This is a genomic window from Sphingomonas panni (genome assembly GCF_022664435.1).
Lineage (GTDB): Bacteria > Pseudomonadota > Alphaproteobacteria > Sphingomonadales > Sphingomonadaceae > Sphingomonas > Sphingomonas panni.
This window is the reverse complement of sequence record NZ_JAKREU010000012.1, coordinates 24,700-48,621: the sequence shown is the minus strand read 5'-3', so window position 1 is coordinate 48,621 and position 23,922 is coordinate 24,700. Positions and strand designations below refer to the sequence as shown.

General features: G+C 63.1%; 27 protein-coding genes and 2 pseudogenes. 12 read left to right on the top strand and 17 right to left on the bottom strand.

The window, feature by feature from the left end:
• The first annotated feature begins 15 nt into the window (after window positions 1–15).
• Window positions 16–2,154, top strand: a complete 2,139-nt coding sequence (locus MF609_RS17950) for a Z1 domain-containing protein (protein WP_242417492.1) — start codon at window positions 16–18, stop codon at window positions 2,152–2,154.
• 44 nt (window positions 2,155–2,198) lie between these two features.
• Here the strand turns inward: MF609_RS17950 and MF609_RS17945 are convergent, their stop codons facing one another.
• Complete coding sequence (locus MF609_RS17945) at window positions 2,199–2,951, bottom strand: GIY-YIG nuclease family protein (RefSeq protein ID WP_047867233.1); 753 nt, start codon at window positions 2,949–2,951, stop codon at window positions 2,199–2,201.
• A 127-nt stretch (window positions 2,952–3,078) separates the two neighbouring features.
• Between MF609_RS17945 and MF609_RS17940 the strand changes: the two genes are divergently transcribed.
• From MF609_RS17940 to MF609_RS17930, 3 genes are read left to right on the top strand one after another with little or no spacing between them, the layout of a single operon-like run.
• The gene (locus MF609_RS17940) at window positions 3,079–3,294 is read left to right on the top strand and encodes a hypothetical protein (RefSeq protein WP_047867238.1); all 216 of its coding nucleotides are present in this window, start codon (window positions 3,079–3,081) and stop codon (window positions 3,292–3,294) included.
• Window positions 3,287–4,432 carry a DNA cytosine methyltransferase gene (locus tag MF609_RS17935; RefSeq protein WP_047867234.1) on the top strand — a complete coding sequence of 382 codons (1,146 nt, stop codon included), beginning with the start codon at window positions 3,287–3,289 and terminating at the stop codon, window positions 4,430–4,432. The genes MF609_RS17940 and MF609_RS17935 overlap by 8 nt, the downstream gene beginning before the upstream one ends.
• Window positions 4,429–5,286 carry a hypothetical protein gene (locus tag MF609_RS17930; protein WP_047867235.1) on the top strand — a complete coding sequence of 286 codons (858 nt, stop codon included), beginning with the start codon at window positions 4,429–4,431 and terminating at the stop codon, window positions 5,284–5,286. Before MF609_RS17935 ends, MF609_RS17930 begins: the two co-directional genes overlap by 4 nt.
• Here MF609_RS17930 and MF609_RS17925 read toward each other — a convergent pair.
• From MF609_RS17925 to MF609_RS17910, 4 genes are all read right to left on the bottom strand, one after another.
• Window positions 5,283–5,690 carry a very short patch repair endonuclease gene (locus MF609_RS17925; RefSeq protein WP_076711808.1) on the bottom strand — a complete coding sequence of 136 codons (408 nt, stop codon included), beginning with the start codon at window positions 5,688–5,690 and terminating at the stop codon, window positions 5,283–5,285. The two genes, MF609_RS17930 and MF609_RS17925, sit on opposite strands and share 4 nt — an antisense overlap.
• A 165-nt stretch (window positions 5,691–5,855) precedes the next feature.
• Window positions 5,856–6,416 carry a toll/interleukin-1 receptor domain-containing protein gene (locus MF609_RS17920; RefSeq protein WP_076711807.1) on the bottom strand — a complete coding sequence of 187 codons (561 nt, stop codon included), beginning with the start codon at window positions 6,414–6,416 and terminating at the stop codon, window positions 5,856–5,858.
• Window positions 6,417–6,430: 14 nt separating this feature from the next.
• Complete coding sequence (locus MF609_RS17915; RefSeq protein WP_076711806.1) at window positions 6,431–6,913, bottom strand: TIR domain-containing protein; 483 nt, start codon at window positions 6,911–6,913, stop codon at window positions 6,431–6,433.
• A gap of 35 nt (window positions 6,914–6,948) precedes the next feature.
• A complete protein-coding gene (locus tag MF609_RS17910; protein ID WP_047867307.1) occupies window positions 6,949–8,391 on the bottom strand; it encodes an SIR2 family protein in 1,443 nt (480 codons plus the stop codon).
• 250 nt (window positions 8,392–8,641) lie between these two features.
• Here MF609_RS17910 and MF609_RS17905 point away from each other — a divergent pair, with 250 nt between their 5' ends.
• Entirely contained in the window at window positions 8,642–8,815 is a 174-nt protein-coding gene (locus tag MF609_RS17905) for a hypothetical protein (RefSeq protein ID WP_242417491.1), read from the top strand.
• Between the two features lie 50 nt (window positions 8,816–8,865).
• Here the strand turns inward: MF609_RS17905 and mobF are convergent, their stop codons facing one another.
• Together mobF and MF609_RS17895 are read right to left on the bottom strand one after the other, a co-directional pair.
• Window positions 8,866–12,228: a MobF family relaxase gene (gene mobF, locus MF609_RS17900; RefSeq protein WP_242417490.1), complete on the bottom strand. Its 3,363-nt coding sequence runs from the start codon at window positions 12,226–12,228 to the stop codon at window positions 8,866–8,868.
• Window positions 12,225–13,022: a hypothetical protein gene (locus MF609_RS17895; protein WP_047867251.1), complete on the bottom strand. Its 798-nt coding sequence runs from the start codon at window positions 13,020–13,022 to the stop codon at window positions 12,225–12,227. The genes mobF and MF609_RS17895 overlap by 4 nt, the downstream gene beginning before the upstream one ends.
• 116 nt (window positions 13,023–13,138) lie before the next feature.
• On the opposite strand from MF609_RS17895, the gene MF609_RS17890 reads away from it, so the two are divergent.
• On the top strand, window positions 13,139–13,564 hold the full coding sequence (locus MF609_RS17890) for a helix-turn-helix domain-containing protein (protein WP_047867250.1): 426 nt from the start codon (window positions 13,139–13,141) through the stop codon (window positions 13,562–13,564).
• Between the two features lie 2 nt (window positions 13,565–13,566).
• On the top strand, window positions 13,567–13,833 hold the full coding sequence (locus MF609_RS17885; protein ID WP_047867249.1) for a hypothetical protein: 267 nt from the start codon (window positions 13,567–13,569) through the stop codon (window positions 13,831–13,833).
• A 465-nt stretch (window positions 13,834–14,298) separates the two neighbouring features.
• Here MF609_RS17885 and MF609_RS17880 read toward each other — a convergent pair whose 3' ends face one another.
• Together MF609_RS17880 and MF609_RS17875 are read right to left on the bottom strand one after the other, a co-directional pair.
• Complete coding sequence (locus MF609_RS17880; protein ID WP_047867248.1) at window positions 14,299–14,904, bottom strand: hypothetical protein; 606 nt, start codon at window positions 14,902–14,904, stop codon at window positions 14,299–14,301.
• Complete coding sequence (locus MF609_RS17875) at window positions 14,885–15,166, bottom strand: hypothetical protein (protein ID WP_047867247.1); 282 nt, start codon at window positions 15,164–15,166, stop codon at window positions 14,885–14,887. The genes MF609_RS17880 and MF609_RS17875 overlap by 20 nt, the downstream gene beginning before the upstream one ends.
• A 75-nt stretch (window positions 15,167–15,241) precedes the next feature.
• Between MF609_RS17875 and MF609_RS17870 the strand changes: the two genes are divergently transcribed.
• The gene (locus tag MF609_RS17870) at window positions 15,242–15,490 is read left to right on the top strand and encodes a helix-turn-helix domain-containing protein (RefSeq protein WP_198930551.1); all 249 of its coding nucleotides are present in this window, start codon (window positions 15,242–15,244) and stop codon (window positions 15,488–15,490) included.
• A gap of 650 nt (window positions 15,491–16,140) precedes the next feature.
• Here the strand turns inward: MF609_RS17870 and MF609_RS17865 are convergent.
• Genes MF609_RS17865 through MF609_RS17860 form a run of 3 tightly spaced genes read right to left on the bottom strand, consistent with a single transcriptional unit; the run spans window position 16,141 to window position 18,084 of the window.
• Window positions 16,141–17,094, bottom strand: a complete 954-nt coding sequence (locus MF609_RS17865) for a replication initiator protein A (RefSeq protein WP_047867245.1) — start codon at window positions 17,092–17,094, stop codon at window positions 16,141–16,143.
• 46 nt (window positions 17,095–17,140) lie between these two features.
• Window positions 17,141–17,434 (bottom strand): ribbon-helix-helix domain-containing protein, encoded by a 294-nt coding sequence (locus MF609_RS20115; RefSeq protein ID WP_373853882.1) that lies wholly within the window; start codon window positions 17,432–17,434, stop codon window positions 17,141–17,143.
• A 2-nt stretch (window positions 17,435–17,436) separates the two neighbouring features.
• Window positions 17,437–18,084 carry a ParA family protein gene (locus MF609_RS17860; protein ID WP_047867243.1) on the bottom strand — a complete coding sequence of 216 codons (648 nt, stop codon included), beginning with the start codon at window positions 18,082–18,084 and terminating at the stop codon, window positions 17,437–17,439.
• Between the two features lie 172 nt (window positions 18,085–18,256).
• Between MF609_RS17860 and MF609_RS17855 the strand changes: the two genes are divergently transcribed.
• Window positions 18,257–18,610: a protealysin inhibitor emfourin gene (locus tag MF609_RS17855; protein ID WP_242417489.1), complete on the top strand. Its 354-nt coding sequence runs from the start codon at window positions 18,257–18,259 to the stop codon at window positions 18,608–18,610.
• Between the two features lie 16 nt (window positions 18,611–18,626).
• On the opposite strand, the pseudogene MF609_RS17850 reads toward MF609_RS17855, so the two are convergent.
• From MF609_RS17850 to MF609_RS17830, 5 genes and pseudogenes are all read right to left on the bottom strand, one after another.
• Window positions 18,627–19,058: pseudogene (locus MF609_RS17850) on the bottom strand (IS5 family transposase); the annotation flags it as partial.
• Window positions 19,059–19,122: 64 nt separating this feature from the next.
• Entirely contained in the window at window positions 19,123–19,620 is a 498-nt protein-coding gene (locus MF609_RS17845) for a hypothetical protein (protein ID WP_242201904.1), read from the bottom strand.
• A 322-nt stretch (window positions 19,621–19,942) separates the two neighbouring features.
• Window positions 19,943–21,100, bottom strand: coding sequence for an IS110 family RNA-guided transposase (locus tag MF609_RS17840; RefSeq protein WP_174435570.1), 1,158 nt, complete (start codon window positions 21,098–21,100; stop codon window positions 19,943–19,945).
• A gap of 61 nt (window positions 21,101–21,161) precedes the next feature.
• Window positions 21,162–21,506, bottom strand: a pseudogene (locus MF609_RS17835) (transposase); the annotation flags it as partial.
• A 110-nt stretch (window positions 21,507–21,616) separates the two neighbouring features.
• Window positions 21,617–22,027 (bottom strand): DUF3597 domain-containing protein, encoded by a 411-nt coding sequence (locus MF609_RS17830; protein WP_242122114.1) that lies wholly within the window; start codon window positions 22,025–22,027, stop codon window positions 21,617–21,619.
• A gap of 142 nt (window positions 22,028–22,169) precedes the next feature.
• Between MF609_RS17830 and MF609_RS17825 the strand changes: the two genes are divergently transcribed.
• The 3 genes from MF609_RS17825 to MF609_RS17815 all read left to right on the top strand — a co-directional run bounded on the left by MF609_RS17825 (window position 22,170) and on the right by MF609_RS17815 (window position 23,814).
• Window positions 22,170–22,745, top strand: coding sequence for a DUF4142 domain-containing protein (locus tag MF609_RS17825; protein WP_242417488.1), 576 nt, complete (start codon window positions 22,170–22,172; stop codon window positions 22,743–22,745).
• Window positions 22,746–23,119: 374 nt separating this feature from the next.
• Window positions 23,120–23,308 (top strand): hypothetical protein, encoded by a 189-nt coding sequence (locus tag MF609_RS17820; RefSeq protein ID WP_242417487.1) that lies wholly within the window; start codon window positions 23,120–23,122, stop codon window positions 23,306–23,308.
• A complete protein-coding gene (locus tag MF609_RS17815; protein WP_242417486.1) occupies window positions 23,305–23,814 on the top strand; it encodes a DUF937 domain-containing protein in 510 nt (169 codons plus the stop codon). Before MF609_RS17820 ends, MF609_RS17815 begins: the two co-directional genes overlap by 4 nt.
• Window positions 23,815–23,922: the final 108 nt, after the last annotated feature.

The following is a 23,922-nucleotide window of genomic DNA, read 5'->3' as shown; positions in this document are numbered from 1 at the left end:
GAAGGGGGAGGAACAATGACGGGGTTCTATGCTCGGTTGAGGCAGACCCGCGGCGATAGCGACGAGCTGGCCGCGTGCATCGAGCGCGTCGTCAACCAGCTCGAGGATGTCGATACGACCGGTGATCGGCCGGGGATGCTCCTGGGCAAAATCCAGTCGGGCAAAACGCGCGGGTTCGTGGGGGCGATTGCGCGTGCGTTCGATCGGGATTTCGATATCGCGTTGGTGCTGACCAAGGGCACCAAGACCTTGTCAGCGCAGACCGTTGCCCGCCTTAGCGCCGATTTTGCCGATTTCATAGACGAGGACGAGATGATCGTTCTCGATATCATGAAGTTGCCTGGTAAGCTGACGCGCAGCGAGCTGAAGCGCAAAATCGTCATTGTGGCGAAGAAGCAGGCGCAGAATCTTGACCGCCTAATCGAATTTATGGAGGCCCATGCCGATCTGCAAAAGCGCAAGGTGCTGCTGATCGATGATGAAGCGGACCTCGCCAGCGTCCGGTTCGTGCGCAAGCGCGGGCAGCAAGCTATCGAGCAGGGCGCCATCGCTGAGAAAATGGACGATCTGCGCCGCATGGTTGAGGGCATTGCCTTCCTCCAGGTGACCGCGACGCCTTACTCGCTCTACCTCCAGCCGGAGGGCTATGAGGCAGCCAACGCCGGCGGCAACTTCGTGTTCAAACCCAAAAAGCCGGCGTTTACCGAACTGCTGCCGATCCACGGCGGTTACGTCGGAGGCGACGATTATTTTGGTGGCCACGATACCGACGATCCGCGTCACCACCTCATCGTAACGGTCAGCGACTTGGAGCAGGATGCGCTTCGCCGCCCCGACAAGCGACGCATTCATCCGAACTCGGTGTTGGACAGTCCCAACACCGTCGGTCTTCGGCGCGCCATCATCACTTTCGTCCTGGCCGCGTGCGTGCGGCGCTGGCAGCAGCACGAGGCCGGCGAGCGCAAGCGCAAGTACGCGATGATAATCCACAACGATACGCAGAAGGCGGCGCACGCTTGGCAGGATCAGGTGATCGAATGGATTAGCGAAGCGATCTTGGATCACGCGGAAAACGATCCGGAGACGCTGCGGCCACTGTTCGATGCGGCTTATGATGACCTCGATACGTCGGTCAGCGCCGACAAGGGTCGTATGCCCTCGCGCCAAGAGGCGTTCGAACTTTTTATTGATGCGCTGCAAAGCGATGACGTGGTGCGGGAGACGGTGAACTCCGACAAGGATGTGATGGCGCTGCTTGACACGCAAGCCGAGCTGAAGCTGCGCACGCCGTTTAATATCTATGTCGGCGGCAATATCCTCGACCGAGGCATCACCATCCCGAACCTGATCGCCTTCTACTACGGCCGAAACCCCCGAACGATGCAGGCTGATACCGTGCTTCAGCACTCACGCATGTATGGCAACCGGTCACGGCCCGATCTGGCGGTGACGAGGTTCTACACGTCGCAAGGGGTGTATGATCGGCTGTTCACGATCAACGGCTTTGAGAACGCGCTACGGGAAGCTTTCGAGACGGGCGCCCACGACCGCGGCGTCGTGTTCATTCAGACCGACCCCTTGCAGCGGGTGCGCCCGTGCGCGCCCAATAAGGTGATGCTCAGCTCGGTGGTGCCGGTCCGACCGAACGGCATGGTTTTGCCCACTGGGTTCCAGACGATCCGCGGTCGGGCAATGGCCGCGGCCCAGGCCAAGATCGATGCGCTAATTGATCCTCGATGGATCAACGCCGCCGGTTTCGCCGAGCTGGACCGCGCCCGCGCGATCGAGATTATCGACGCCATCGAGGAGACGATGGAGTTTGACGACACGGAGTTCGAGTGGGACGCCATGCGCGGCCTGATCGACTATTATTCCGACGTTCGCGACGGCGGCGACGGCAACCTGGTCGTGCTAGCAGAAACAGGGCGTCGGCTGACCAAAGGGGGTTCCGGTGACAAGTCCGGCCGCTCGATCTTGGGCACCGCGCTTCGATCAACCGTGATGGACCCTGGACGCTCGAAACCGGCGCTGGTGCTGCTACAACAGGAAGGCACTAAGGAGCAGGGCTGGAGCGGCCATAAGTTCTGGTGGCCTATCCTGGCAGCCCCTGCCGATGTGGAGCCCTGCATCTTCGCAACAAAGGTTGCGGCTTAGAAGCAGGCGAGGGGGAGCGCCGACACGCAGGCACCCGCGATGAGCTACTCGTCGGTGTCGGCGCCATCTTCCCGCTCCACGGATTCTGCGCCCCCCAGGGCCTGATATCGTCGATCGGCAAGCCATTGCAGGCGCTTTGCCTGGATCAGCATGACCCGCCGCAATCCACCTTGAACCTTTCGCTCGGCGATGACCTGGGCAAGTCTGGCGATGATGAGCGCACGTCGGGCAATCCTAAAATCAGGGTGCGAGCGGATCGCGAACACCTCATCAGAAACGATGCGTCCCCTGAACGATGGCGGTGCCTCGATCTCGACCTTCGCCAGCGGTGGGTCTTTCTCGTTCAGGATAGCTTTGAATCGGCTCTTTTCGATCGCCTGATCGTAAACCTTACGCTCCAGTGCATTGAGTTGATCGACGGCCGACTCCCATGCCGCCCAACGCGCGTCCGTCTTGCTTCTCGGCTTCGACACCTCTTGTAGGGCCGGAAGCGGCCAAACCTCGATCTCGTACACCTCGAAAGGGTCAAGCACAGACATAGCAACGGCATCGGTGCGTTGATTGGTCAGATGGCGCCGGATGCGAGTGCGAAGCTGCTCGTTAGTTTGCCCGACGTAGATCGGTTCCCCGTCATAATCGAAGAAGGCGTATACGCCCCACTTGAAGTTGCCGACTTTCGACGCAGCGGCAGCTCCTTCGGCGGTGAAGGCACTATCAAGATAACGTGCGAGATTCTTACGCAAATCCTCCGTTTCAAACGGAGGGAAGTTGATCTCGTCTGGATTCCGACCGTCCATGCACGCTCCACGTTTCAGTGACATATAGCTCGGCAGGGGAATAGGCGCGAGCCCGATCGGCCTTGCAAATTAGGAACACATGTAGAACATACTGGACAAGGTCAAAATGTGGCGCCACAATGGCGCCATGACTACGTCTTCCAAGCCCGCCACTGTGCGCGATCTCGATCGCATCAACCTCCGCCTATCGGCCGAGACGTTCGCTCTGATCGACGCGGCGCGCGCCGATCGCCTCGGCAACGTCTCGCGCAACACCTGGATCACCGAAGCCGTCGCGGAGAAGCTGGCGCGCGAGACGAGCGCCAACGATCGCCACGGGGAAGGGCGGGTCGCTAATGGCTAAGTTCTACGAGTTCTTCGCTGGCGGAGGCATGGCGCGCGCTGGCCTGGGGGCGGGTTGGACCTGCCTGTTCGCCAACGACTTCGACCATAAGAAGGGGCTCACCTACCAAGCAAATTGGGGCATGGGCGGCGAGCTGACGGTCGGTGACGTGAAGCAAATCACCGCCGCCAAGCTGCCCGGCGTGGCCGATCTCGTATGGGGTTCATTCCCCTGCCAAGACCTGTCACTGGCGGGGGGCGGGGCGGGGCTGCGCGGAGAGCGCTCGGGCACCTTCTACCCGTTCTGGGACGTGATCCGTGGCCTCATCGCGGACGGAAGGGCACCCAAGCTGATTGCGCTCGAGAACGTCTGCGGCACACTGACCTCGCATGAGGGCAAGGATTTCGAGGCGATCTGCCAGACCTTCGCGGACGCGGGCTACCGCTGCGGCGCCTTGGTCATCAACGCGGATCTCTTCCTTCCGCACTCCCGTCCTCGTCTATTCGTGATCGGTGTCCATGCCGACGTGACAGTCGACTCGACGCTACTCGCGCCTGGGCCGATTGAGCCGTTCCATACGCGGGGCCTGCAAAGCGCAGTCGAGCGGCTGCCGGCCGAGCTGCGACAGGGCATGTTGTGGTGGAACATGCCGACGCCCAACCGACGCAACACGACGTTCGCCAGCATGATCGAGGAGAACCCGTCGAGCGTGTCTTGGCACACGTCTGCGGAAACGCAGCAGCTCCTCGGCATGATGTCGCCCATCAACCTCGCCAAGGTGAACGCCGCCAAGCGGGCAGGGCGCCGCATGGTCGGAGGCGTCTACAAGCGCACGCGAGTTGAGGGAGGCAAAAAGGTGCAACGCGCCGAAGTTCGTTTCGACGACGTATCTGGCTGCCTACGCACGCCCGCCGGCGGCTCCAGCCGCCAAGTGATCGTCGTCATTGATGGCGCGAAAGTGCGGTCGCGACTGATCTCCGCGCGCGAGACAGCGCGTCTCATGGGTCTAGACGATGACTACAAGCTGCCGCGCAACTACAATGAAGCATACCACCTGACCGGCGACGGGGTGGCGGTGCCGGTTGTTCGGCACCTCGCCCACCATATCCTAGAGCCCCTGTTGGGCATGGCGGAGGCTGCCGAACGGGCTGCTGCATGAGCGTCATACCGTGCGAGCAGAACAGCGATCTGCGCGCGCAAATCGAGCGGTTCGCCGAGGTTCTGAAAACCGAGGCGCACCGGCTCGGTGATCATGGCCTGGACGAACGTGACTTCTACAATTCGGGCCTGTTCCGTGGTGCCGTCGAGCGGGTGAGAGGGCAATTCTCCGCGACGATGCGCACCAAGCGCGAGTTCGTCCAGCACGTCCTCAACCACATGGAGGACGAAGGCTTTATCGCCGGGTGGGATCTCACCGACGATTCCAGCCGCAACGACTATCGGGTCCGGCTTCCATCAGGTCGCACTGCCGTCATCGACCTCAAGGGTTGCTTAGACGGCAACAACACCAACATATTCGAGCGGCCGGCCGATGCCGACGAGTTTGTGATTTGGAGCATCTGCACCAACCTCGGCGCCGATCCACGTCGCAATGCTTGGTCGGGGATCCACACGCGCTTGAGCGTTGAGATGATCTCCCGCAACCAGCGTGTTGATGGCCTGATCGTCTGGGACATGGTGTGCGGCACGATCGGCCGCCCATGTCCCAAGGTCGCCGGTGACGATGGAGCACGGCTCACCGACATTGGCCCATTTCGCGTTCCGCCGGCCTGCACCTACCTGTTTCCAAGCATCGTGCCGTCCAGCGCCGCCCCCGCTGCTTCAGCTCAGCCGATCGAAGCGGTGGAGCTGCTGTTGGCGTTCCACCGCTGCTTCAAAGGCAACGATGCTGAATTGAACCATGTGGATTTCGAGCTGCTGCAAAGCGGCTCCGACCTCATGCGGCGCACCACGATCCGGCGTGCTGGCGTGGTCCAGAAGGTGTCGGACATGGCGCCGATCCGGCGTGCTTAACCGTCGAGGAAGCTGACCAGACGGCGTGATAGCTGGTCGGCATCCCGCATCTCGCATTCCCACAGCACCAGGACGCGCCAGCCTTCGTTTTCGAGCTGCTGCCGCGCCATTCCATCCCGCTCGACGTTCCGGGCGAGCTTGGGGTGCCAGTATGCCGCGTTGCTTGAAGGGCGGCGTGATCCGCGCGGACAGTCGTGCTGATGCCAAAAGCATCCATGCACGAATATCACCGCTCGGCGCGCGGGGAACACCAGGTCGGGGCTACCGGGTAGATCGCGGCGATGAAGACGGAAGCGGTAGCCGAGCCGATGGGCTAACCGCCGCACCACTATTTCCGGCCGAGTGTCCTTGCCGCGGACTCGGCGCATACGTTCTGATCGAGCGGCGGGTTCAAGCGTGTCCATCGCCCATTACCTACCATGCCGCATTGGCATTCGATCGCGCGGAAGAAAGGTAGACCTTTCTACCTCCGATAATGGCGACCCGTGTGCGCCATGGCAAAAATAGCTGACTCTACCCGCCTCCTGATGCCGCGTTCGCGGTCGCCGAAAAGCTCAAGGAATGATCGATCAGGCGGCAACGCTCCACGCTCTGAAGCTACTATCTGCGCCCTTGACCCTGATATCATCGCGCCTGCGTGTAGCCACGCCGATCGAAGCCATGTCGACCGTATCATAGAGATTGAGATATTCCTGGCTCGTATAGGATCGATCCGCAGCGGTGACGGGGAAAATGAAAACGCGCCGGGACGGATGGGTGAAGGCATCGAAATAGCCCAATTCCCACGGACACCACTTAGACTTGGTGGCATTCGCCGAATGCAGATAGAGCAGCGTCCGGCACTGCCGCATCCGCCCTCTGATCTTCTCGGCGGTCGCCCGCGTTACGGCGGTACGATCTAGCAGCGGATCGTCGATCCAGTCGACATAGACGGACAACCCTTTTTCCTCGAGCAGTTGCTTCGCTCCTAGGACAAGTTCCTGATCCATGAAAGAATGCGACAGGAATACATCGAATGAAGATTGGTATGTGTCACGCGATTCGCGCAACAAAATGCCCGCGGACTTGAACGTAGCTGCTTTCGCACGAGCAGCGGCAGCCCGGACCTCAGATTCGGTAACGTAGGACATGATCGATCTCGCCTTTAACGACCGGCGCGCTGGGCAGCGGCTTCAACCCACGACGAAAAGTTCTTTCTGCCGTCACCCTGCAACCAGGAATAAGTAGGGTAAGTTACTCTGGTCCCGAACCGATCGGTAAGCGCAAGCTTTGCGATCGGATCGGCCCCGGCCGGATCAACGGTGCCGTTACTATCCTTCATGCCAGCTAAGTGCACACCAAGGATGCCGCGTCCCTCGCGGTGGGCCTTGCGGATCTCATACTCCACCCACGGCCTCATATGCGTATCGCGACCGATCAGTACCGCTACCACGCTACTGCCGTTCATCTGCGTATCGATCCAGTTCTGGATCGCCTGCGGGCCATTGCGCATGATTTCTTCCCACGACGCATGATCGACAATGGTGTTGGAATCACGGTTTCCCGGCAACATCCAGGCATTGCGGACCTGCGACACGCGCCATGCATCTCGCGTGAAGTGAAAGCTGAAGAATACCCGCCTCGCCAATGCCGTTCTCCCAGATGTTCATCACAAACGATTTTTCAGCGTGCGATCCGCTTAATGATTTTCAAAACCGCATCAGCGAGTTGATCTGGCGTTGCCGAGGCGTCTGACAATATGCGCAACTCATCGTCCGTGGGGCGCCGGGCATTACTGCCAGTCGACGGAAGGGCTGATGTCAGCAACCCATTGGCGATAACCGAGGCAGCGCCTCCGGTGGCTCCGACAGGCAATAGAAATGCACCTCTACCATCGGCGAGGGCGCGCTCTTCGAACACACCGGTGGCAGACACCAGTTCGCCGGACTCGATCTTCGCACCGCCAACGAAAACCACGATACCCGCCAAGCGCGCCAACTCACCACGCAGCTCTGCCCAATGCTGACGATCCGGCTCAGCGTCACCGACCGGTTGCGGAAAGGGACGAACAACCAACCGCCGATCAAAGTCCCACTCACCGCGCCCCTGCATGGTTTCGAGGAACCCTGACAGCGAAGCTGATCCGACCAACAGCCCGGCCCCGGATAGCATGAAAAGATCTGTCGATCCGATCCTACGCCCGATCGCGCGCGCTACATCGTGAACGAACCCCGCGCTAGAATCACCGGCATTGAGCGGCCAGCTACCCGACACCCATATCCGACGACGTGCCACACGCCGTTCGAGTTCATCCATCAATTCATCAATTTCAGCGAACGCATTGATCTCGACGACGACAAGACCATAGCGTCGTAAGTCGCGCACCCAATAGTCATGCCGCTTCAACCGGGCGGCGTGGGCATCATCAGACCCAAAATCCGCCCGCTGTGGCCGCCGTGCGATCATGAAGTGTCGGGGCGGGGTCGTTGGAAAATGCTCACGCAGCAAGGCAAGCACGTGGCGGACGTTCGGGTCCGTCAGGCTCATACCCACGAACAGGAAGGTCATTCCTGTCAGATGAGCGTGCAGCAGACCCAAAAATGCACCGCGCCGCTGCCGGTACAGTTCGTAATCCTCGGTGGAAATTACCAGATCATCAACTGCATCGATGGTCCCGTGCATCTTGTAAATGCGGACCGCTCCCGCGCGGCGCTTGCGCAGTGCCAACTGCTCCTGGTTGGCCCGAACATCAACCGGGCGCCCAAGCTCGCCGAACGCACGCTCGATCAGCCGGTCGTAATTCGTCGTCCACACCTCGCGGATCGGCAGCCTTGCCAGCGACAGCAACGCCGAGGGGATGGCATGATCCGGCTCGATCTGCTCCCGTATGGCATTTAGTACGGTCGTGCGGTTCGAATGATCCGCACCAATCGCCCATTGAGCAACTGCCGTAAGATCGTCGACGTCCTCAATTTCGAGGCCGAGATCACCCGCAATTTCCTGCAGCAAGCCCTTCCACGAGGGATACCCCGCGGCCATGGAAGTGCCGGCACCGACAAGAACCGAAGCACCATCCTCAGCAAGTGCTGAGGTGTACTCTCTCAAAAATACATCGCGATCGCTCAAAGGGTACCGGCGAAGATTATCAGTATCATTCGTTCACATTACGTTCTTCCGAGGAGCGTTTCAAGCCGTGCGGTCTGCCATCGGCCATGACCAGCCGCGGCGCGCAATGCGTATCGATCCAATCGGTGATCTCGCCAGCCTCACCGCTGCTATATCATTCGAGATAGCTGCCTTCATCAGCACCGCCTGATTGGGTGTTTGACGTAGCGCAGCCCTAGTTACGATTCTCGCGGAGTGATATGATACGGCCATGCGCACGGTCCCCTTTCCCCGCACACCCGCCCAGGTCCGTAAATGCCTTGCGCTGGCAACCGAAGGCGCGATCGCCATCGAGCGCGACGGATCGCCCATGATCGCCATCGTGCCGGTCGAAGAGTATAAGCGCCTTGTCGCACTCGACAGGGCGGAAGCTGGAGAAGATTAATCGAAGCCGGGTGAGCATGACACACCCGAAACACACCTTTCCACGTCGGCTCACATCTCCATTTCCCGATCCCGTTCGCGACCACCCCCGCCCATTCCGGGGCCGTCGAGGCGCAGCTGGCGCTCAGGAATGCGGGCGTCGAGCGCTTTCTCCAGCGAGGGCTGCCGCGCCATACGGCCTTCGAGCCGCTCCAGGCGGCGCTCGGCCCGGTCTTCGATCTGCGGCGTTTCGCCCGCACCCCGGTCGCCTGACGCCGACCGCCAATCGGCCACGAAGCGGTCGGCATAGGTGCGAGGATCGGCACGCGCCTGCCCCTCCTCCGCCCAGACCTGCCGCAACTCGCCCGGCACAATCTGCTCCAGCCCCCGTACCGGGTCGGCGCTGCGGTCCAGCACGATCCGCAGATCCTCAGCGGCATAGGGCCGGACCCGGTCGAGCGCGGCCGACGCAACGTCCAGTTCACGCACCTGGGACAGCGGCAGCTCCCGTCCATCCTCGCGCATCCGCTCGGCCGCCAGAAACAACTGGGCGTAACGCTCCAGCGCCCGGTCGAGCGGGGAGCCCGCATCCGGCAGGCGGATGGCGTCGGTCGCCTGGCCACGCTCGACCACATCAAGCGCCGAGGTCTTGTCGCCGGTGTTGCGGGTGACGTGCCGTTCGACCTTCCGCCCGTCGTCGAGCACCAGTCCCACCTTGTCCGCCACGCGGGTGAGCGCGACCAGGAACGACCGTTCGGTCAGCAGCTTGCGTTCCGACGAGCGCATCGCCACGATGCCGTGCTCGGTGGTGACCCCCTGTGCGACATGGACGTTGATCGCATAGGCAAGGTCCAGTCGCTCGGCCATATGATCGCCGGACGCGATCTCGTGCACTGTGCCGTCGACGAGGGAGGACACGACCAACCTGCCCCGCCCTACTTCCTCGACCCGCGCCATCGCACCGTTGTCGAGTCCGCGGGTCCGGTCGTTGTCGCTCCAGCGGATGCGATCACCGACGTGCAGCTCGACCTCCTTCACTGCGAAGATCGACACCGCATCGCGGTCGAGGTTCCTAGCCAATCGGCCGGGCCGGAACAGCTTCTCGGTCCCGTCCGCCATGCCGAGCCGCACCCGGTCGCCCTCGACGCCGGTCACGACACCGCGATCGCCGCGAACCAGGCCTTGGCTGGGCAGGTTGATGCGGACCTCGACCACGTGGCCGGGCCGATAGGCGCGCATCAGCCGTGCGCCCTCCTTGGTGGCGTTGACCCGATCAAGGACGGTAAACGCCGTGCCTGTGGCAGCGATCTCGCCGCTCGCCTTCAGCTCGGCCTGTACCGCCTGGTTGGCCTCGCTGCGCATGGCGCGACCGGCGGTCAGCAGGAGGGTGGCGTCGCGTTCGCCTAGCGGCAGCGCTGCCCAACGCGCCGCGGCCGTCGTCGCCACCGCGTTCCCCGGCACCTCGGTCGTCGCGGGCCTGAGGATCACGAACGTACCCGACACATCGCCGCGGTCGAGCGCGGCGGTGACAGCCTTCATCTGATCGGACCGGGAACGCAGATTCTCGGTGATATGGGCCGTGGCGACGCCGGCTTTCTGGCTCGCCTCGAACGGCTTGCCGGCCGCAATCGCGGTCAGCTGGCGGGTGTCGCCGGTCTGCACGACGCGGGCAACGCCCGTCATGTTGGCAAGCCGCACGATCCGCTCCATGTCGCGCGTCCCGAGCTGTCCGGCCTCCTCGACCATGACGATCGCACCGGCCAGCTCCGCCTTCACGCGGGCGACCTGTTCCGGTCGGGCCGTGCCGTCGATCACGCGGGCATGACGCGCGAGGAAGCGGGCAACCGTGCTCACGTCAGCACCGGTGTCGCGCCCGAACTCGCTCGCCTTCGCGCTGGCGATGGCGAGCCCGATCACCGCCCGTCCTTCTGCTTTCGCTACCGCCGTCACCGGCGCCATCGCGGTCGACTTGCCGCGTCCCGATCCGCCCTGCACGTTCACCACCCGGTCGGACGAGGACAGCATCAGCACGGCCGCGGCCTCCTGACCCGGGTTGAGGCGATGCAGCCCCAACTCGCGTGCTGCCTCCTGCACCCGGATCGCGGCATCGGCCGGCGGAACGATAGGAGCGGACTGCCCCCTCCCCGCCTCGACGGTGGCAAGGTACGCCTGCTCGAGCCGCACCGACCCTTGCGTCGTCACCATCCGATCGCCATCGCCGAGCAACAGGCCTTTCGCCTGCAGCAGCGCCAGTCGGGCCTCGACATCGGCGACCGTCACCGGCCCGCTGCGCGACAGGCTCTCCCGGATGAGCTCCAGGCGGTCGAACGCCGCCTCCCGCTCGCCAAGATCCCGCACCGCCGATGCGACCGCCTGCGCCGCGGCATAGGCGCGCGGCTCCAGTCGTCCCAGTCGCTCAGGGACCAGCGGATCGCCGTCGCGCGGGGTCAGCCCCATGCGTCCGGCGATGGCAAGACCGCGCTCCCCTATTCCGCGCACGCCCCGCATCGCGCGCGTCCACACATCATGCCCCCGCCCCGCCTCAGCCAGCGCGGCCTTCACCAATGCTGCCGGATCCAACCCCTTCTCCGCGGCCAACCGCCGCCACCCTTCCGCGCGCTGCTCCGGGGCAATCTCGGGGGATTTGGGATCGCGGGTAGCCAGCGCCGCATATTCGCGCGTCTGCGCCGTGTTCTCCAGCCCGCGCGCCTTGATGTACGCATCGATCTCGGCCGAGCGGACGGAGAATGCTTCCACCACAGCGCGGGACACACCGGCGATCTCAAAGGCGCCGTTGCGACCATCGTGCCGAGGAATTGTCGCAAAGCCGAGCGTCTCGACCCGGCTGCGCAGCGCAGACAGGAACACCGCATCCATGACGTGCTGGCGCTCGTACAGCTGGTCCGCGTGCAGCGCCCGCCACTTGCCGTCGGCGGTGCGGGTCGCATTGGCGATGACGTTGTGAACGTGGAGCTGCGGCTCGCCGCTGCGGTTCACGTCGTGGAGGAAGGTCGCGGCCACGAAGCGGCCGGTCGTCTCGGGCGCCTGTCCCCTGCCGTTCCAGACCCGCCCTTCCGCGATGTTGCGCTCCGTCCAGGCAAGGGTGGAGGCGGCCGATTCCCGTACCGCGACCACCAATCGCGCATCACCGCCCACCAGCGCCAGGATCGACACCGACTTGGGCACGGACATGGTGAGGTCCCAGCCCGCCCGGTGCCCACCCCGTTTGGCGTCCAGCACGACACCGTTGGGGAGTTCACCGGTGAGCACCTGTTCGAACCGCTCGGCGTCGACCGGCCCGGACAGACCCAGTTCTGCCGCCCCCTCGCCTGCCCAGGCGCTGGTCCCTTCTGCCTGATCGGCGGTGTAATAATTGTCTTGGGCGTAATAGGCGGCTGCGTCGGAGGCCGAACCGACCGCAGCGACCGAGATCATTGTCGGCCCTGCGACGTGCCGGGCCTCGCCCGCACCACAATCTTGCCTGCCTTGCCCTCGAACTGCGTCCGGCAGCTGTCGGTCGCGAGCCGGTAATTCACGAGCGCGCAGACCGCCTGATCCCCGCCGCCCAGCAGGAAATTAGCCGAGCGGACCGCGAACCACGACGGCGGCAGCGCCATCGCCGCAAGGAAGTAGCTGCCGACGCAGAGCAACCATACGATCGACAGCGCCGCACCGACCTTGCGACCCGACCAGTCCCTGTCCCAGACGGTGTAGCTGACCTTCGTCCGGGGCTGCTGCTCGAGGCTCCTGATGGCGGCGGTGTTCTCCCGCAACGCCTCGGTGTGGTCGCGCTGCCGTTCGTCGATGGCATCCAGACGCGGCTGCTTGTCGATCCGCTCGGCAAGCAGCCGCATCTCCGCCCTGATCGGATTGAAGCTGGCGGTAATGCGCTCCGGCATGCCCTTGATGAACTCGGTCCGGGCTCGCGTCAGCGCCAGCTGATCCTCGCGCTCCAGCCTGTGCATGTCGCTCTCATGCGCTGCCCAGGCTTGGGCGATGCGGTCGATCTCCATGACCGCCTTGTCCAGCCTAGCGCCGAAGGCGACGACGTCACCGGGGCCTAGTTGCTCAGGCCGGTCGAATACGGCCCGCCCCTCCCGCCACGCATCGAGACATTCCCGAACGAACGATTTGGCCAAGGTGGCGCGCTCGACGCCGCGCTCGGCCGCGCAACGGGTGAGGTCCGCATCGTCGTCGTCGCCGAGGCGCACATTGACCTGACCGCCCATAAAATTCCTGCCCCTGTCCGGCGTAATGCTGGTCGCCGGCACCGCTCCCGTGCCATGATAGCATAGTGGCACTATTGCGCCATAGTGAGCAGGATAATACAACAGGCCATGGCGACGTGAGCGGCGCATCTACCATCGGCGAACGGATCAAGGCGGTACGGCTCAGGACCGGGTTGGGTCAGGACGCGTTTGCAAAGGCGCTGGGCTATTCGAAGCGCGCACTGGTCAGCTGGGAACTGGGCGGGGCTGAGCCGCCGGTCGCCCTAATGGCGAAGCTCCGGCGCGACTACGACGTCGATCCCGAATGGGTGATCTTGGGCGAGGACACCGTGCCCCGGAGCTACTACGGGCCGGTCGACTGGGACCGGCTCGACCGCCTGCGAGCCGACGTGGACGCCGTCTGCAGGGACGTCGGGCTGAAGCTGCCTGACGAACGCAGCCAGGCGCTCGCGCGCGTGCTATACGACGGAGGCGCGGAGGCGGGAGCCGCTACCCGCAAGCAGCTGCGCGGCACGCTACTCGCCTTGTCGCTGGGGGACTGAAGATGGGCGGACCCTCGAAGGAACAGCTGGCGGCCTGGACGGCCGAGACGCGGCGGGTCGGGTTCAAGCGACGCAACTGGCCGGTCGTGCGCCGATTAGCGGCGCTGTGCACAGGACTGCTGCTGGCAGGTCTGGCGGCCCGTCTGCTGGGCTATGCCCCTGCCCTCGCGGCTGCCTGCTGGATCGCCGCAGCTGTCACCGGCGCGGTCATGCTGATCTGGTTCTTCGACCCGCGCCGCTTCCGCGCACGGCCACCCGGTACGTCCTGACCGCGCGGTAGCAAGCACGCGCCGCTGAACCCGACATCCGCCGCTGCTGACGCACCGGTCTTGTCCATGACGCCCGACGAGAGATGAACCCGTGCTTCCAAGGGGAGCAGTGCACGGCTCGCTTGCTTGCGATCCTCATGTCGCTGCGCAGCCCGGCAAATCACGGCTTCCGTAGCGCTGTAGCGCCCTTGTAGCACGTCACGGGGCAGCTTTCGCGGAACCCGCAGCACAGCCAATATCCTGCTACAGCTCTGAGAACACGAGATTTTATGGTGTGGACACGGTCGCTATCCATAGCGTGGTGTGTGCTCCTTCCCTGCATGGTCCAGACGCTGCGGTGCTGATGCCGTGCTGCTCCGGCATTCATTCCGGCTTTCGGCGGGGCACCCGGGCCGGCGTGTCAGCCGGCCAGCAAGCGAACTGTCATTTTACCCGGACCGCCTTCTGGGCGGTGCGGCAGCGGGTTCAGCGGGAGATCCGGGACATATCGCCTGTCACCGGCGCTGCCGCTGCCAGAATCTTCTCAGCGGCACGACGCTCGCGGACCTGGGCGCGTTGCTCTTCGGCGATCCGGGGATCACTGCCTTCCGCCTCCAAACCGGAAGCAGGATCCGGTTCCTCCATCATCCGGATTCCCTTGGAACGTCGGACCGCGTCCTTGCGCTTGGCGCGCTCCTGCTGGACCGCGCTGGTCATGTCGGATCTCAGAAGGACGTAATCGGGTTCGTACCGATGCTGGCGCATCAACTCGGCGAGCGCGTGAATAGCCAGGTCGTCACCGACCGCGGCATGAACTGCCCGCAGCCAGCGCGGTGAGGCGTAACGATGCCGCAACGTCCAGATCCCCCGCGCCATCTCGGTCACGAACAGAGCCACCCAGAGGACGAGCATGCTTCGTCCGACGACGGCCGGTCTGGCGCCGATCGCCTTGGCGATACCGATCGTCATGATCAGCATCGGCAAGAAGGCCATGACGCTGATCGCGTAGGGCACGACGTTCAGCTGGCTCACCTCCCATCGTGCAATCAGCCGGTCGGCCACCGGGACGCGCTCAGTCACGCCAGGGATCATGGCTGCTCGCCGACCAGCTGTCGTGATGCTGGAAATGGTCATGAGCGCCGCTGTCCCAACGATCGTGGCGCTGCCAGTCGGATTCGTAATCGTGCGAACGGGTAGAACCGTAGGGATTGCCTGCGACGTCGGGGGTCCCCGCTCCCGCGATTGTAGGTAATCCGGTCGCCGGATTGATGTCCGTGCCGTCGCTGCCGATCCCCGGGCGGGCCAGGAGCGTCCAGCCTTCGAACCAGGTGGCGATGCGCTCGAACAGTCTCATGTCAGCACTCCCGATCGGAAACCTAGAAGATATACGCTTTCCGTATATCTCTCAAGCCGGTCTAGATGCTTCGGGGTGCCCGCCTCCCCTGCCCCATCCGATCTGCACGCCCGCATCGTCGCTGCGCTGACCCTGGCACGGCGGGACGCCAGGCTTCGTCAGGTCGACCTCGCGAAGCGGCTCGGATGGCAGCAGGCCTATGTATCGCGCTACGAAACCGGTGAGCGGCAGTTGAGCGTGGATGAATATGTCGCGGTCGCCTTGGCGATCGGCGTCGATCCGGTGGCCTTGCTCGGCGAGCTTCTCTCTCAAGACTGCTCGTAATCACAGCTCAGGACCGCCCATCCAAGCGATGCCCAGGCGCATCTGCAGACGATAACGCCCACGCGGTTAACGTCGCGAACATCTGCTACGATACCGAACGCGCGTTCGATGGCCTCTACGGTCCGGCATGATCGCACACACCGGCGAACCCGACGATCGGTTCGGGGTATCTCCCCACCCTGCCCTTTCAACGGGCGTCACGCTGACAGGTACACACCGCCGGATCGGCTTGGCTTTTCCCGGAAGCCTGCGGCCGTCAGGCCGCTCCTGTAACGGCGGTAGCCGGCACGTAACGAAGGGCCATTGCCGAAGGGGCAATTCCGCATTCCCTTTCCTTCCTTTTGAGCCGGGTCTTGGGGTTAAGTGATTCTGTTAAATAGGAATCGTTAAGAAGGTTAAGTGTCGAAAAGCGGCCAAAAAACCGCGTCTTCGTAATACCTTGAGAATCTGCCCGGTGTGTGATCCCACGTGATTCGGTGTGTGATCCCACGATAGTGCGGTGTGTGATCCCACGACGCCCGGGTGTGTGATCCCACGATGATCGCTTGCCTGTTTGCGGGTCGATTATTGCTCGATCCACACTCTCAACGCCTGCTGCCCGCCTCCGCCTCTGATACGGATGGGCCTTGCGGTGTGTGATACCACGATAGTCAGCGTTCTCCGGCGAGCTTGTCCATCAGGTCGTCCACCTCGGCGGCGCGGCGGCGATCGGCATCGAATCGGTTCCGCCGCTCTTGCTCGGCTTCCAACTTGGCAGTCAGTGCCAGCGCCTCCGCTTCACCCCGAAGTCGAAACAGCACGGCAGGACTGCCATCGGCTGTTGCGGCCATGTGCATCGCATAATCGGGGAGCTGGTCGGCTTCCACCACTTTGCGCAGCATCCGGTTGAACTCTTTTGGTTTGCTGTCGCTGCCTGTCTTGTCGCGCAGCACCTCGACGCGACACGTCCACCCGCCCTTCTGATTGCCGGCGTGCTTGCGCGCGATACGATACAGGGCGCGTTCCAGCCCCCCGGTCAGCAGGAAATAATCTTGGTGCATGGTGAGCAGTGACCGCTCCCCCATAATACCCTCATACACCCAGTCCGACAGCGTAATGGTCATCCCGCGCGGTTGGTCAGTGTCCGGGTCCACCTCCAGCGTCCATTTGTCGAGCCAGTTGAAACCGGCCTTAGTCCGCCGCTTGGGCGCGCGGATCGAGGTCGATATGGAAGTCGTTTGAAGCCGCTGGAGTGCAGCCTGCAACTCCTGATAAGCCCGGCCGCTGGTGTCGCGCTTGATCGCCCGCAACAGGTCATAGGACGTAGTTCTAAGTGTCCGGGGAAGGTCGTTGACCCCCTGCTCCCGCATCCGATTGAGCGTGGACGCCGCCCATATCAAGATATCGGCGTCCCAGATCGTGGCCATGCCGTAGGCGGGGATCGCCTCAATCTTGACCCACGTCTCGCCGTCCGGGCTGCTATATTCGATCGGCTTCACCCGCTTGCGCTTCTGGAGCGAGAAGAACGGCCGCTCCATCGTCTCCCGCTGATCTTTCAGCGGGAGGTCGCCCATCAACGGGATGAACAGATCAAATTCGGGGTTGGGATTTTGGCGCTTGGTCATGAAGGATCAATCCTGCCATCCTGCATTGTTGCAGGTGTGCACATCGTCACACACGGCCGAATTGCTTGTCGGCTTCATACTTGGCGACCAGTTCGCTGATCGCTTCAGCAAGGAGATCTTGGTGACTCCGCCGGGTCCGCGCTGCCAAAACGCGAAATGCCTCCGCCGTGGGATCTGCAGGATCAAAATATGCCCCGAGGTGATACTTACCCGGTCGCTTGCCACCTGATCGTGCGGCACTCGGCGGCAAGGTCGCCGGAGCCGACTGGCGTTCCAGCTCGGGTTCGCGAGGGGAGGGTGCCGCTACTGCCGGCCCCAACAGGGAAGTCCGTTTCGCCATAATCAAGCTTTCACATTTGCAGGTGTGCAATTGATCACATCATCAAATATGTGCTTCTGCAAGGCTGCAATTTCCAAGGCAGCTTTACCTTTCGGCTCATGCTCAATGACGCCCAAGCCGTAAGGCCATGCCGCTCGGTAGACGCTGCGCTCCCGCAATACGGCACGCGCCACCCGTAAGCCGGTTGCCTCGGCAAGCGTTTTGGCATCGTCCAGCAATGTGGTTGCGGTAGGGGGGGCGGCATTCAGCACGACCACGCCCGTTCGCCCCGTGCTGGTGATAAGCTGTGCCGTGCGCTTGATCGCATCAAGATCGATCAATGACGGACGGCAGGGGATAACGACCAGATCGGCACGCTGCGCCGCTGCGGCGGCTTCCGCGCCCGCCGCTGGCGGTGTGTCGATGATAGTAAGTGCAAAGCCGTTGGCCTCAGCTGCATCAATCGCTTGGTCGAGGCGTCTCGCACTGATTGGCTCGACGTGCGGCAGCTCGGCCGTTCGTCGCTCGCTCCAAGCGGTCGCGCTCTCCTGCGGGTCGAGATCAAAGAGAGCCGTCTTGATCCCGACCGCTTCAGCAGCGACCGCCAAATTCACCGCGAGCGTCGTTTTGCCAACGCCACCCTTCTGAGCTGCAAGAGTGATAATATGCACGTGTGCACACCTTCAATAATTCAGATATGATATTATGCAGAACGGCAAGGTCGCACAAGTGCTATGGTGAGGCGCTCTGCTCCTAAAGCATGGCAACGCATGGGCATGCGCTGGATAAATCTGTACGATGCGCCGCTGCCACCGAGGCCCGGAGCATAGTTGGAGTGATCTGATGCAGAAGGGCAAGGCCTTGGACGAGACGATAAAAGGTGAGGTCCGCTTGTGCATCGAGGGCGGTCTTGCCCATTTCCCCGGACTGGCGGAGGAGCAGACGGTCTCGTTTGACGATCTCGCCACCTTGGAGTGCCAGGAGATCGCCAGTCTCGCCGATCAGGCGGACTTCTTCAGCTGCACGCCTGCTAACGACAGCGCGGGGCCGGATGCGCGCACCTATACGGTTGGGCTGACCATCGCCGGCCGCAGTCGCGAACTCCGCGTCACCGAACCGATCCGCGACCCAACGCTGGCGAAGCTTGTGTCGGTTGTACGTCGCCTGAGCAAGCAACACCCGAGCCAGGGCTCTTAGGGTCAGGACTCGTTGATCACAGCCAGAAGATGACGGTGGCAGCGAGAGCGATTGCGGAGAAGAAGGCGGTGGGGCAGCGGTCGTAGCGGGTGGCGACCCGGCGCCAGTCCTTGAGGCGGCCGAACATGATCTCGATGCGGCTGCGACGCCGGTAGCGGCGCTTGTCGTACCGGACCGGTTCGTTGCGCGACCTGCGGCCTGGGATGCAGGGCTGGATGCCTTTGGCCTGGAGGGCATCCCTGAACCAGTCGGCGTCGTAGCCGCGATCCCCAAGCAGCCACTGAGCCTTCGGCAGGTCGTCCAGCAACGCGGCCGCACCGGTGTAGTCGCTGACCTGGCCCGCGGTCATGAAGAAGCTCAAGGGGCGTCCGTTCGCATCGGCTACGGCATGGAGCTTGGTGTTCATGCCGCCCTTGGTGCGGCCTATCAGGCGGCCAAGGCCCCCCTCACATGGGAGTTCTCAGGTCAAGAGGCTGTGCGGTAGAGCGTGCAGCCTCTTTCCTTCCGCACAATCATATCTGTTCTACCTTGCCGGTTCGGCTGCCAGCCGCAGCAATGAACCAAAACAGCGCGCCTGCAATAGCGCCTAATAGGGCAATTTGGCCGACGTAGTAGAAGTTCATCAGCCATCCGTAAGTAGTCAAAGATCCGTCGATGACGGTTGATCGTCCATCAATGCTCGCATTATCCGGTCGACTTATTAACGCGAGCACGAGCCAGGGAAGAGCGGCGACCACTGCACCAGTCGCAGCGCAGTTGATGATTGTCGCATTGACGTGTCGGCGTAACATGAAGAACGCCGGGAGCCCGATGATAAAGGCTGGAGGGTAAGCGCCAAACACGGCAAATGCCACAGCGCTCCGCCAGATCCGTTCGAGCGGATCGGTGATGCCCTCATATGCTGGCATAGCAATAGCCATCAACAAGGCGGCTGCGCCCGGGACCACTACAAAGGCGAGGATCACCCGCCAAATTGAAGGATAGGTGCGCTTGGCTCGTGCGGCGTACATGACGCCAGCTTATCGCTTTGTCGTCGCCATTCCAGATCAATCGTCAGGAATGGTCAGAGCGTCAGGCCATGGTCGTCCTCCTCAATTTTTGGATCACTGGCCTGAGCCTGTTGCAACAAGCGTCCCGGTGACCGGTCCGCTCTAACCTCACATCCGGTCGCCGCTCGTGCGCGGCTGCACCACAATCCCGCTTGCGTCGGGTCTGGCTCAGGAGACGGGACCAACCTTTTTTTCGGCATCTGAAGCCAACAGGGACCTCCGGTCCGTCCACCTGGATCCGGCAGGGACGATGCCCTGCGGGAACTCGTATCGGGTTACGTGCTCATGCGGCCTTCAGCAGCGCGCCTGCGGGCACCACGCCGGCCGAGACGAACTGCCACAGCGCGATCAGCAGCTTGCGTGCGACTGCCACGATCATGACCCGCCGCGCGCGACCACCGTTCGCGCCCACCCGCTCCGCGTACCACTTCGTCAGCTCCGAGTCCGGCTGATGACGCAGCCACAGCCAGGCGACCTGGATCATGGTCGTTCGCAACCGCTTGTTGCCCGCCTTGGACACGCCCTGCTCCCGGTCCATGCTGCCGCTTTGCCACGGTGATGGGGCCAGCCCGGCATAGGCGGCGACCTGTCGTCGATTGCTGAAGCTGCGGAAGAACGCTTCTGCGTGCAGCACGCCGGCGAACTCAGGACCGATGCCGCGCAACTGGATGAGCCGGGGACCAGTGTCCGCCTCACCGGCGGCATCCGACCGCGGCTCGAGCAGCGCGTCGCGCTCGGCTTCGACCTGCTTGATCTGGCCGACGACCATCTCCAGCCGGTCCAGCTCGCGCTCGATCTCGCGGCGAACATGCCGGGGCAGCGGTCGTCCATCGCCGGTCACCAGTTCGTCCAGCCGCGCCCGCCGGTCGGCGCGCAGTGGCTCGTAGTCGCCGACCCCTTGCGCGAACAGCAGGCCCTTGATGCGGTTGACGTGCCGCACCCGCTCCACGACCAAAGCCCGCCGCTCGCGCGAGATGCGTCGCCGGTCCTCGTCCTCGACGCTCGGCACCGCCACCATCGCACACACCCGCGGCTCCCCGCGCTTGTAGGCCAGCAGCGTGCGGACCAGCGCCTCGCCGTCGAGCTTGTCCGTCTTGGCGCGCCGGCTGCGTCGTGAAGCGGCAATCGAGGCGGCGTCGACGACGTAGCTCTCGATACCCTCGCGCACCAGGCAGCGGTGTATCCAGAAGCCGTCGAGGCCCGCCTCCTGGATGACGACCAACGGGTACTGCTCGCCTGTCCGCTCCCGCGCCTTCGCCTGTAACTGCGCGAACCGCTCCAGGAGTGCCGGCACGTCGCTGCCCTTCACCTGATGCCGCGAGATCCGCTCGCCGCGACCCGGCGACAGCGACGTCACCAGCCAGGTGGAGCGGCTCAGCTCCAGCGACACGAAGATTGCGTTCAGCTGCGTGCTGACGGCGGCATGGCATGAGACGGACACGGGCACGGGCAACCTCCTTCACGACAAAGCGGGAAGGTCAGTCTGCCTCAACCGGCGCCAGCCCGCGCCCATGGGATCTTTTTACCCGCAGGCTCGATGCCGTGCGGTGCGCCTTCAGGTAGGTGGCGTCGATCATAACCGTCTTCGGCTCGGCGCCTGCCGCCGCCAGCCCTTCCATCATCCGCGTGAACACGCCTGCCTCACCCCAGCGCTTCCACCGGTTGTAGAGCGTCTTGTGTGGCCCATAGGCGCTGGGCGCATCTCGCCAGCGCAGCCCATTGCGGTTGACGAAGACGATGCCGCTCAGAACCCGTCGGTCGTCCACCCGCGGCCGGCCGTGGCTCTTGGGAAAGAACGGCCGCAGCCGCTCAATCTGCTCATCCGTCAGCCAAAACAGGTCACTCATTCCGGTCTCCTCGCGGAGCCTGAATCAGATCGTGACGCTCACATCAATGGGTCCTGACCCTAAGCGTTCGTACGACGTGGATGCGCCACGTCGCAGGGGCTGGTGATGGCTCAGTTTCGCAGGCTGTCGGGTACGACACCGCCATTCTCGGCGAGCTTGGTCATTACGGCCTTATGCAGAGCGATGTTCTGCTCCGCGGTACCGGGCGCACCGGCATGTACGCCAAGTTCGTCCGCCAGCTCCTTGCGGGCTGCGAGGCTGTGATCGAGACCCAGCAGATTGAGCAAATCGACGATCGAGGTTCGGTAATTGCCGCCACCGTTCTGCATCGAGGCCATTTCGGACAGAACCGCACCGACATCGACGCTCTGAGTTGGTGCCTCGGGAGCGGCCGACTGCACGGGCGCTGCCTGTGGCGCGACGGGCGTCGGGGCGGCAGGCGCTGGCTGCACTGGCTGACCGGTCGGCTTGTCCTGTTTGTGATGAAAGATCTTGCCCATAATGTTGCCGAAGATGCTCATCGTGTTCGTTCCTTGAATGGCGACCGCCGTCGCGGTGTCGGCAAGAACGTCAGGGGCAGGCTAGAGGGTCCCCGCGGGAACGTCAGCGTCGCGTTCGCGGTTATCCTGTTGGCGCCCCGACGCGTCCGTAAGGAAATCCGTCATGACATTCCGCAAAACGATCATTACGTCAGCCGCCCTTCTGGCTCTTGCCGCCTGCGGGCGCAACAACGACGCCAGCCAGACCAATACGGTGACAACAACGGTGGAAGCCGATGGCGTCAACGTTACCGGCACTCCCTCAACGACCGTAAGCGACGCGCAGAATTTTGCCAACGTAGCGGCGGCCAGCGATGCATTCGAGATCGAGACGTCGAAGTTGGCGTTGACCAACGGCGGGTCGGCGGCGGTCAAGGCTTACGCCAATAAGATGATCGAGGCGCACACAGCCTCAACCGCCAAGCTGCAGACAGCAGCCGCTGGCGCAGCACCGACGATCACGCCCGTCCCTGCGCTGAATGCAGAACAGCAGGCGAAGCTCGATCAGTTGAAGACGCTGAACGGTACTGCTTTCGATCAGGCTTACAAGACGGAGCAGGCGGCCGGCCATCAGAAGACGCTCGACGCACTGAAGGCCTACGCCGCTAACGGTAACACACCACAGCTCAAGGCGTTCGCTGAGGAGATGATCCCGATCGTCACAGCTCATCTCAATATGGCGAAGGCAATGAAGGCCTAGCCGCGTTCTGATATTTCTGAGCAGCCAAGTACCGCTTCTCGTTAGAAGGCTTGCGGCAATGGGCAGGAATAATCTGCCCATTGCCCTTCAACTGGGATCCACGCACCGTGTGACCGCGTCAAGGTCAAAGCTTTCCAGCTACCACTCGGCCCAGCGTTCAACGAACGTCGGATCATCACGATGTCAGGCAAACGCCATCACCCGGAACGCGATGCGGACCGGTGCCTAACGTGCCTGCCATACGCAAATGCTCAGATCGCACGGGGAACGATCTGCGGCTCAGCTATCGGCCGTGTTCACGATATTAGCTGGGAAAATGAAGTGTTGAGTTAAGCCGACATTGTGTCAATGACGATCGCGGAGGGAGCAAGGGCATGGCACTGCTTTCCTCTACCGAACTGCTGCTCGTCAGCGACAACGATTTTGGCGTGACAGGTGCGACGACGCCGTTCTGGCGAGTGCGTCTGGCGCCCCCCCCTGAACGCCACGGTCTGAAGTGTTGCCCGCAGGACCCATGCACGTCGATAGCCGTTGACGGCGTGGCAACAAGGAATTTCCAATGAACCTCAACGACCTGCTACCGAACGGCGGTATAGAAGCGCTTGCTGGCCAGCTGGGCATACCTCCCGAACAGGCGCGGCGTGGTGCCGAAGCCTTACTGCCATCCGTGCTAGGCGGAATGGGAAACAATTCCGCTGCGCTGGACACGCATGTCGATGCGCTCGGTGGGGCCGAGCTCGCCCACAACGTCGTTGGCGGCGAGCCCACCGAGATCGCTCGAGGCAACGCGCTGCTTGGTGGCATTTTCGGGTCGAAGGACGTCAGCCGCGAGGTGGCGGGACAGGCTGCCGAGAACAGTGGCCTGGACCCCGCGCTTCTCAAGCAGATGCTGCCAATCCTTGCCATGCTGGTCGCAGGTCACTTGTCGGGCCGCTCCGGTGGGCAGCAGGGTGGCCTTGGCGGCATCCTCAGTACGGTTCTTGGCGGACTTGGTGGCGCCGGAACCAATGGCGGCTTGAACGGCGGCTTGGGGGGCATGCTCGGTTCGATACTTGGCGGCCGTCGTTAGACCAGGTGTCCGGCCGCCCTTGCGATTACTCCATAAGAAAGCGGCACCGCGTTGAATGTTGGGCGGCCTGCCGGCTTGGGAGTTCAGCGCGCGTCCGAACTATGTAGG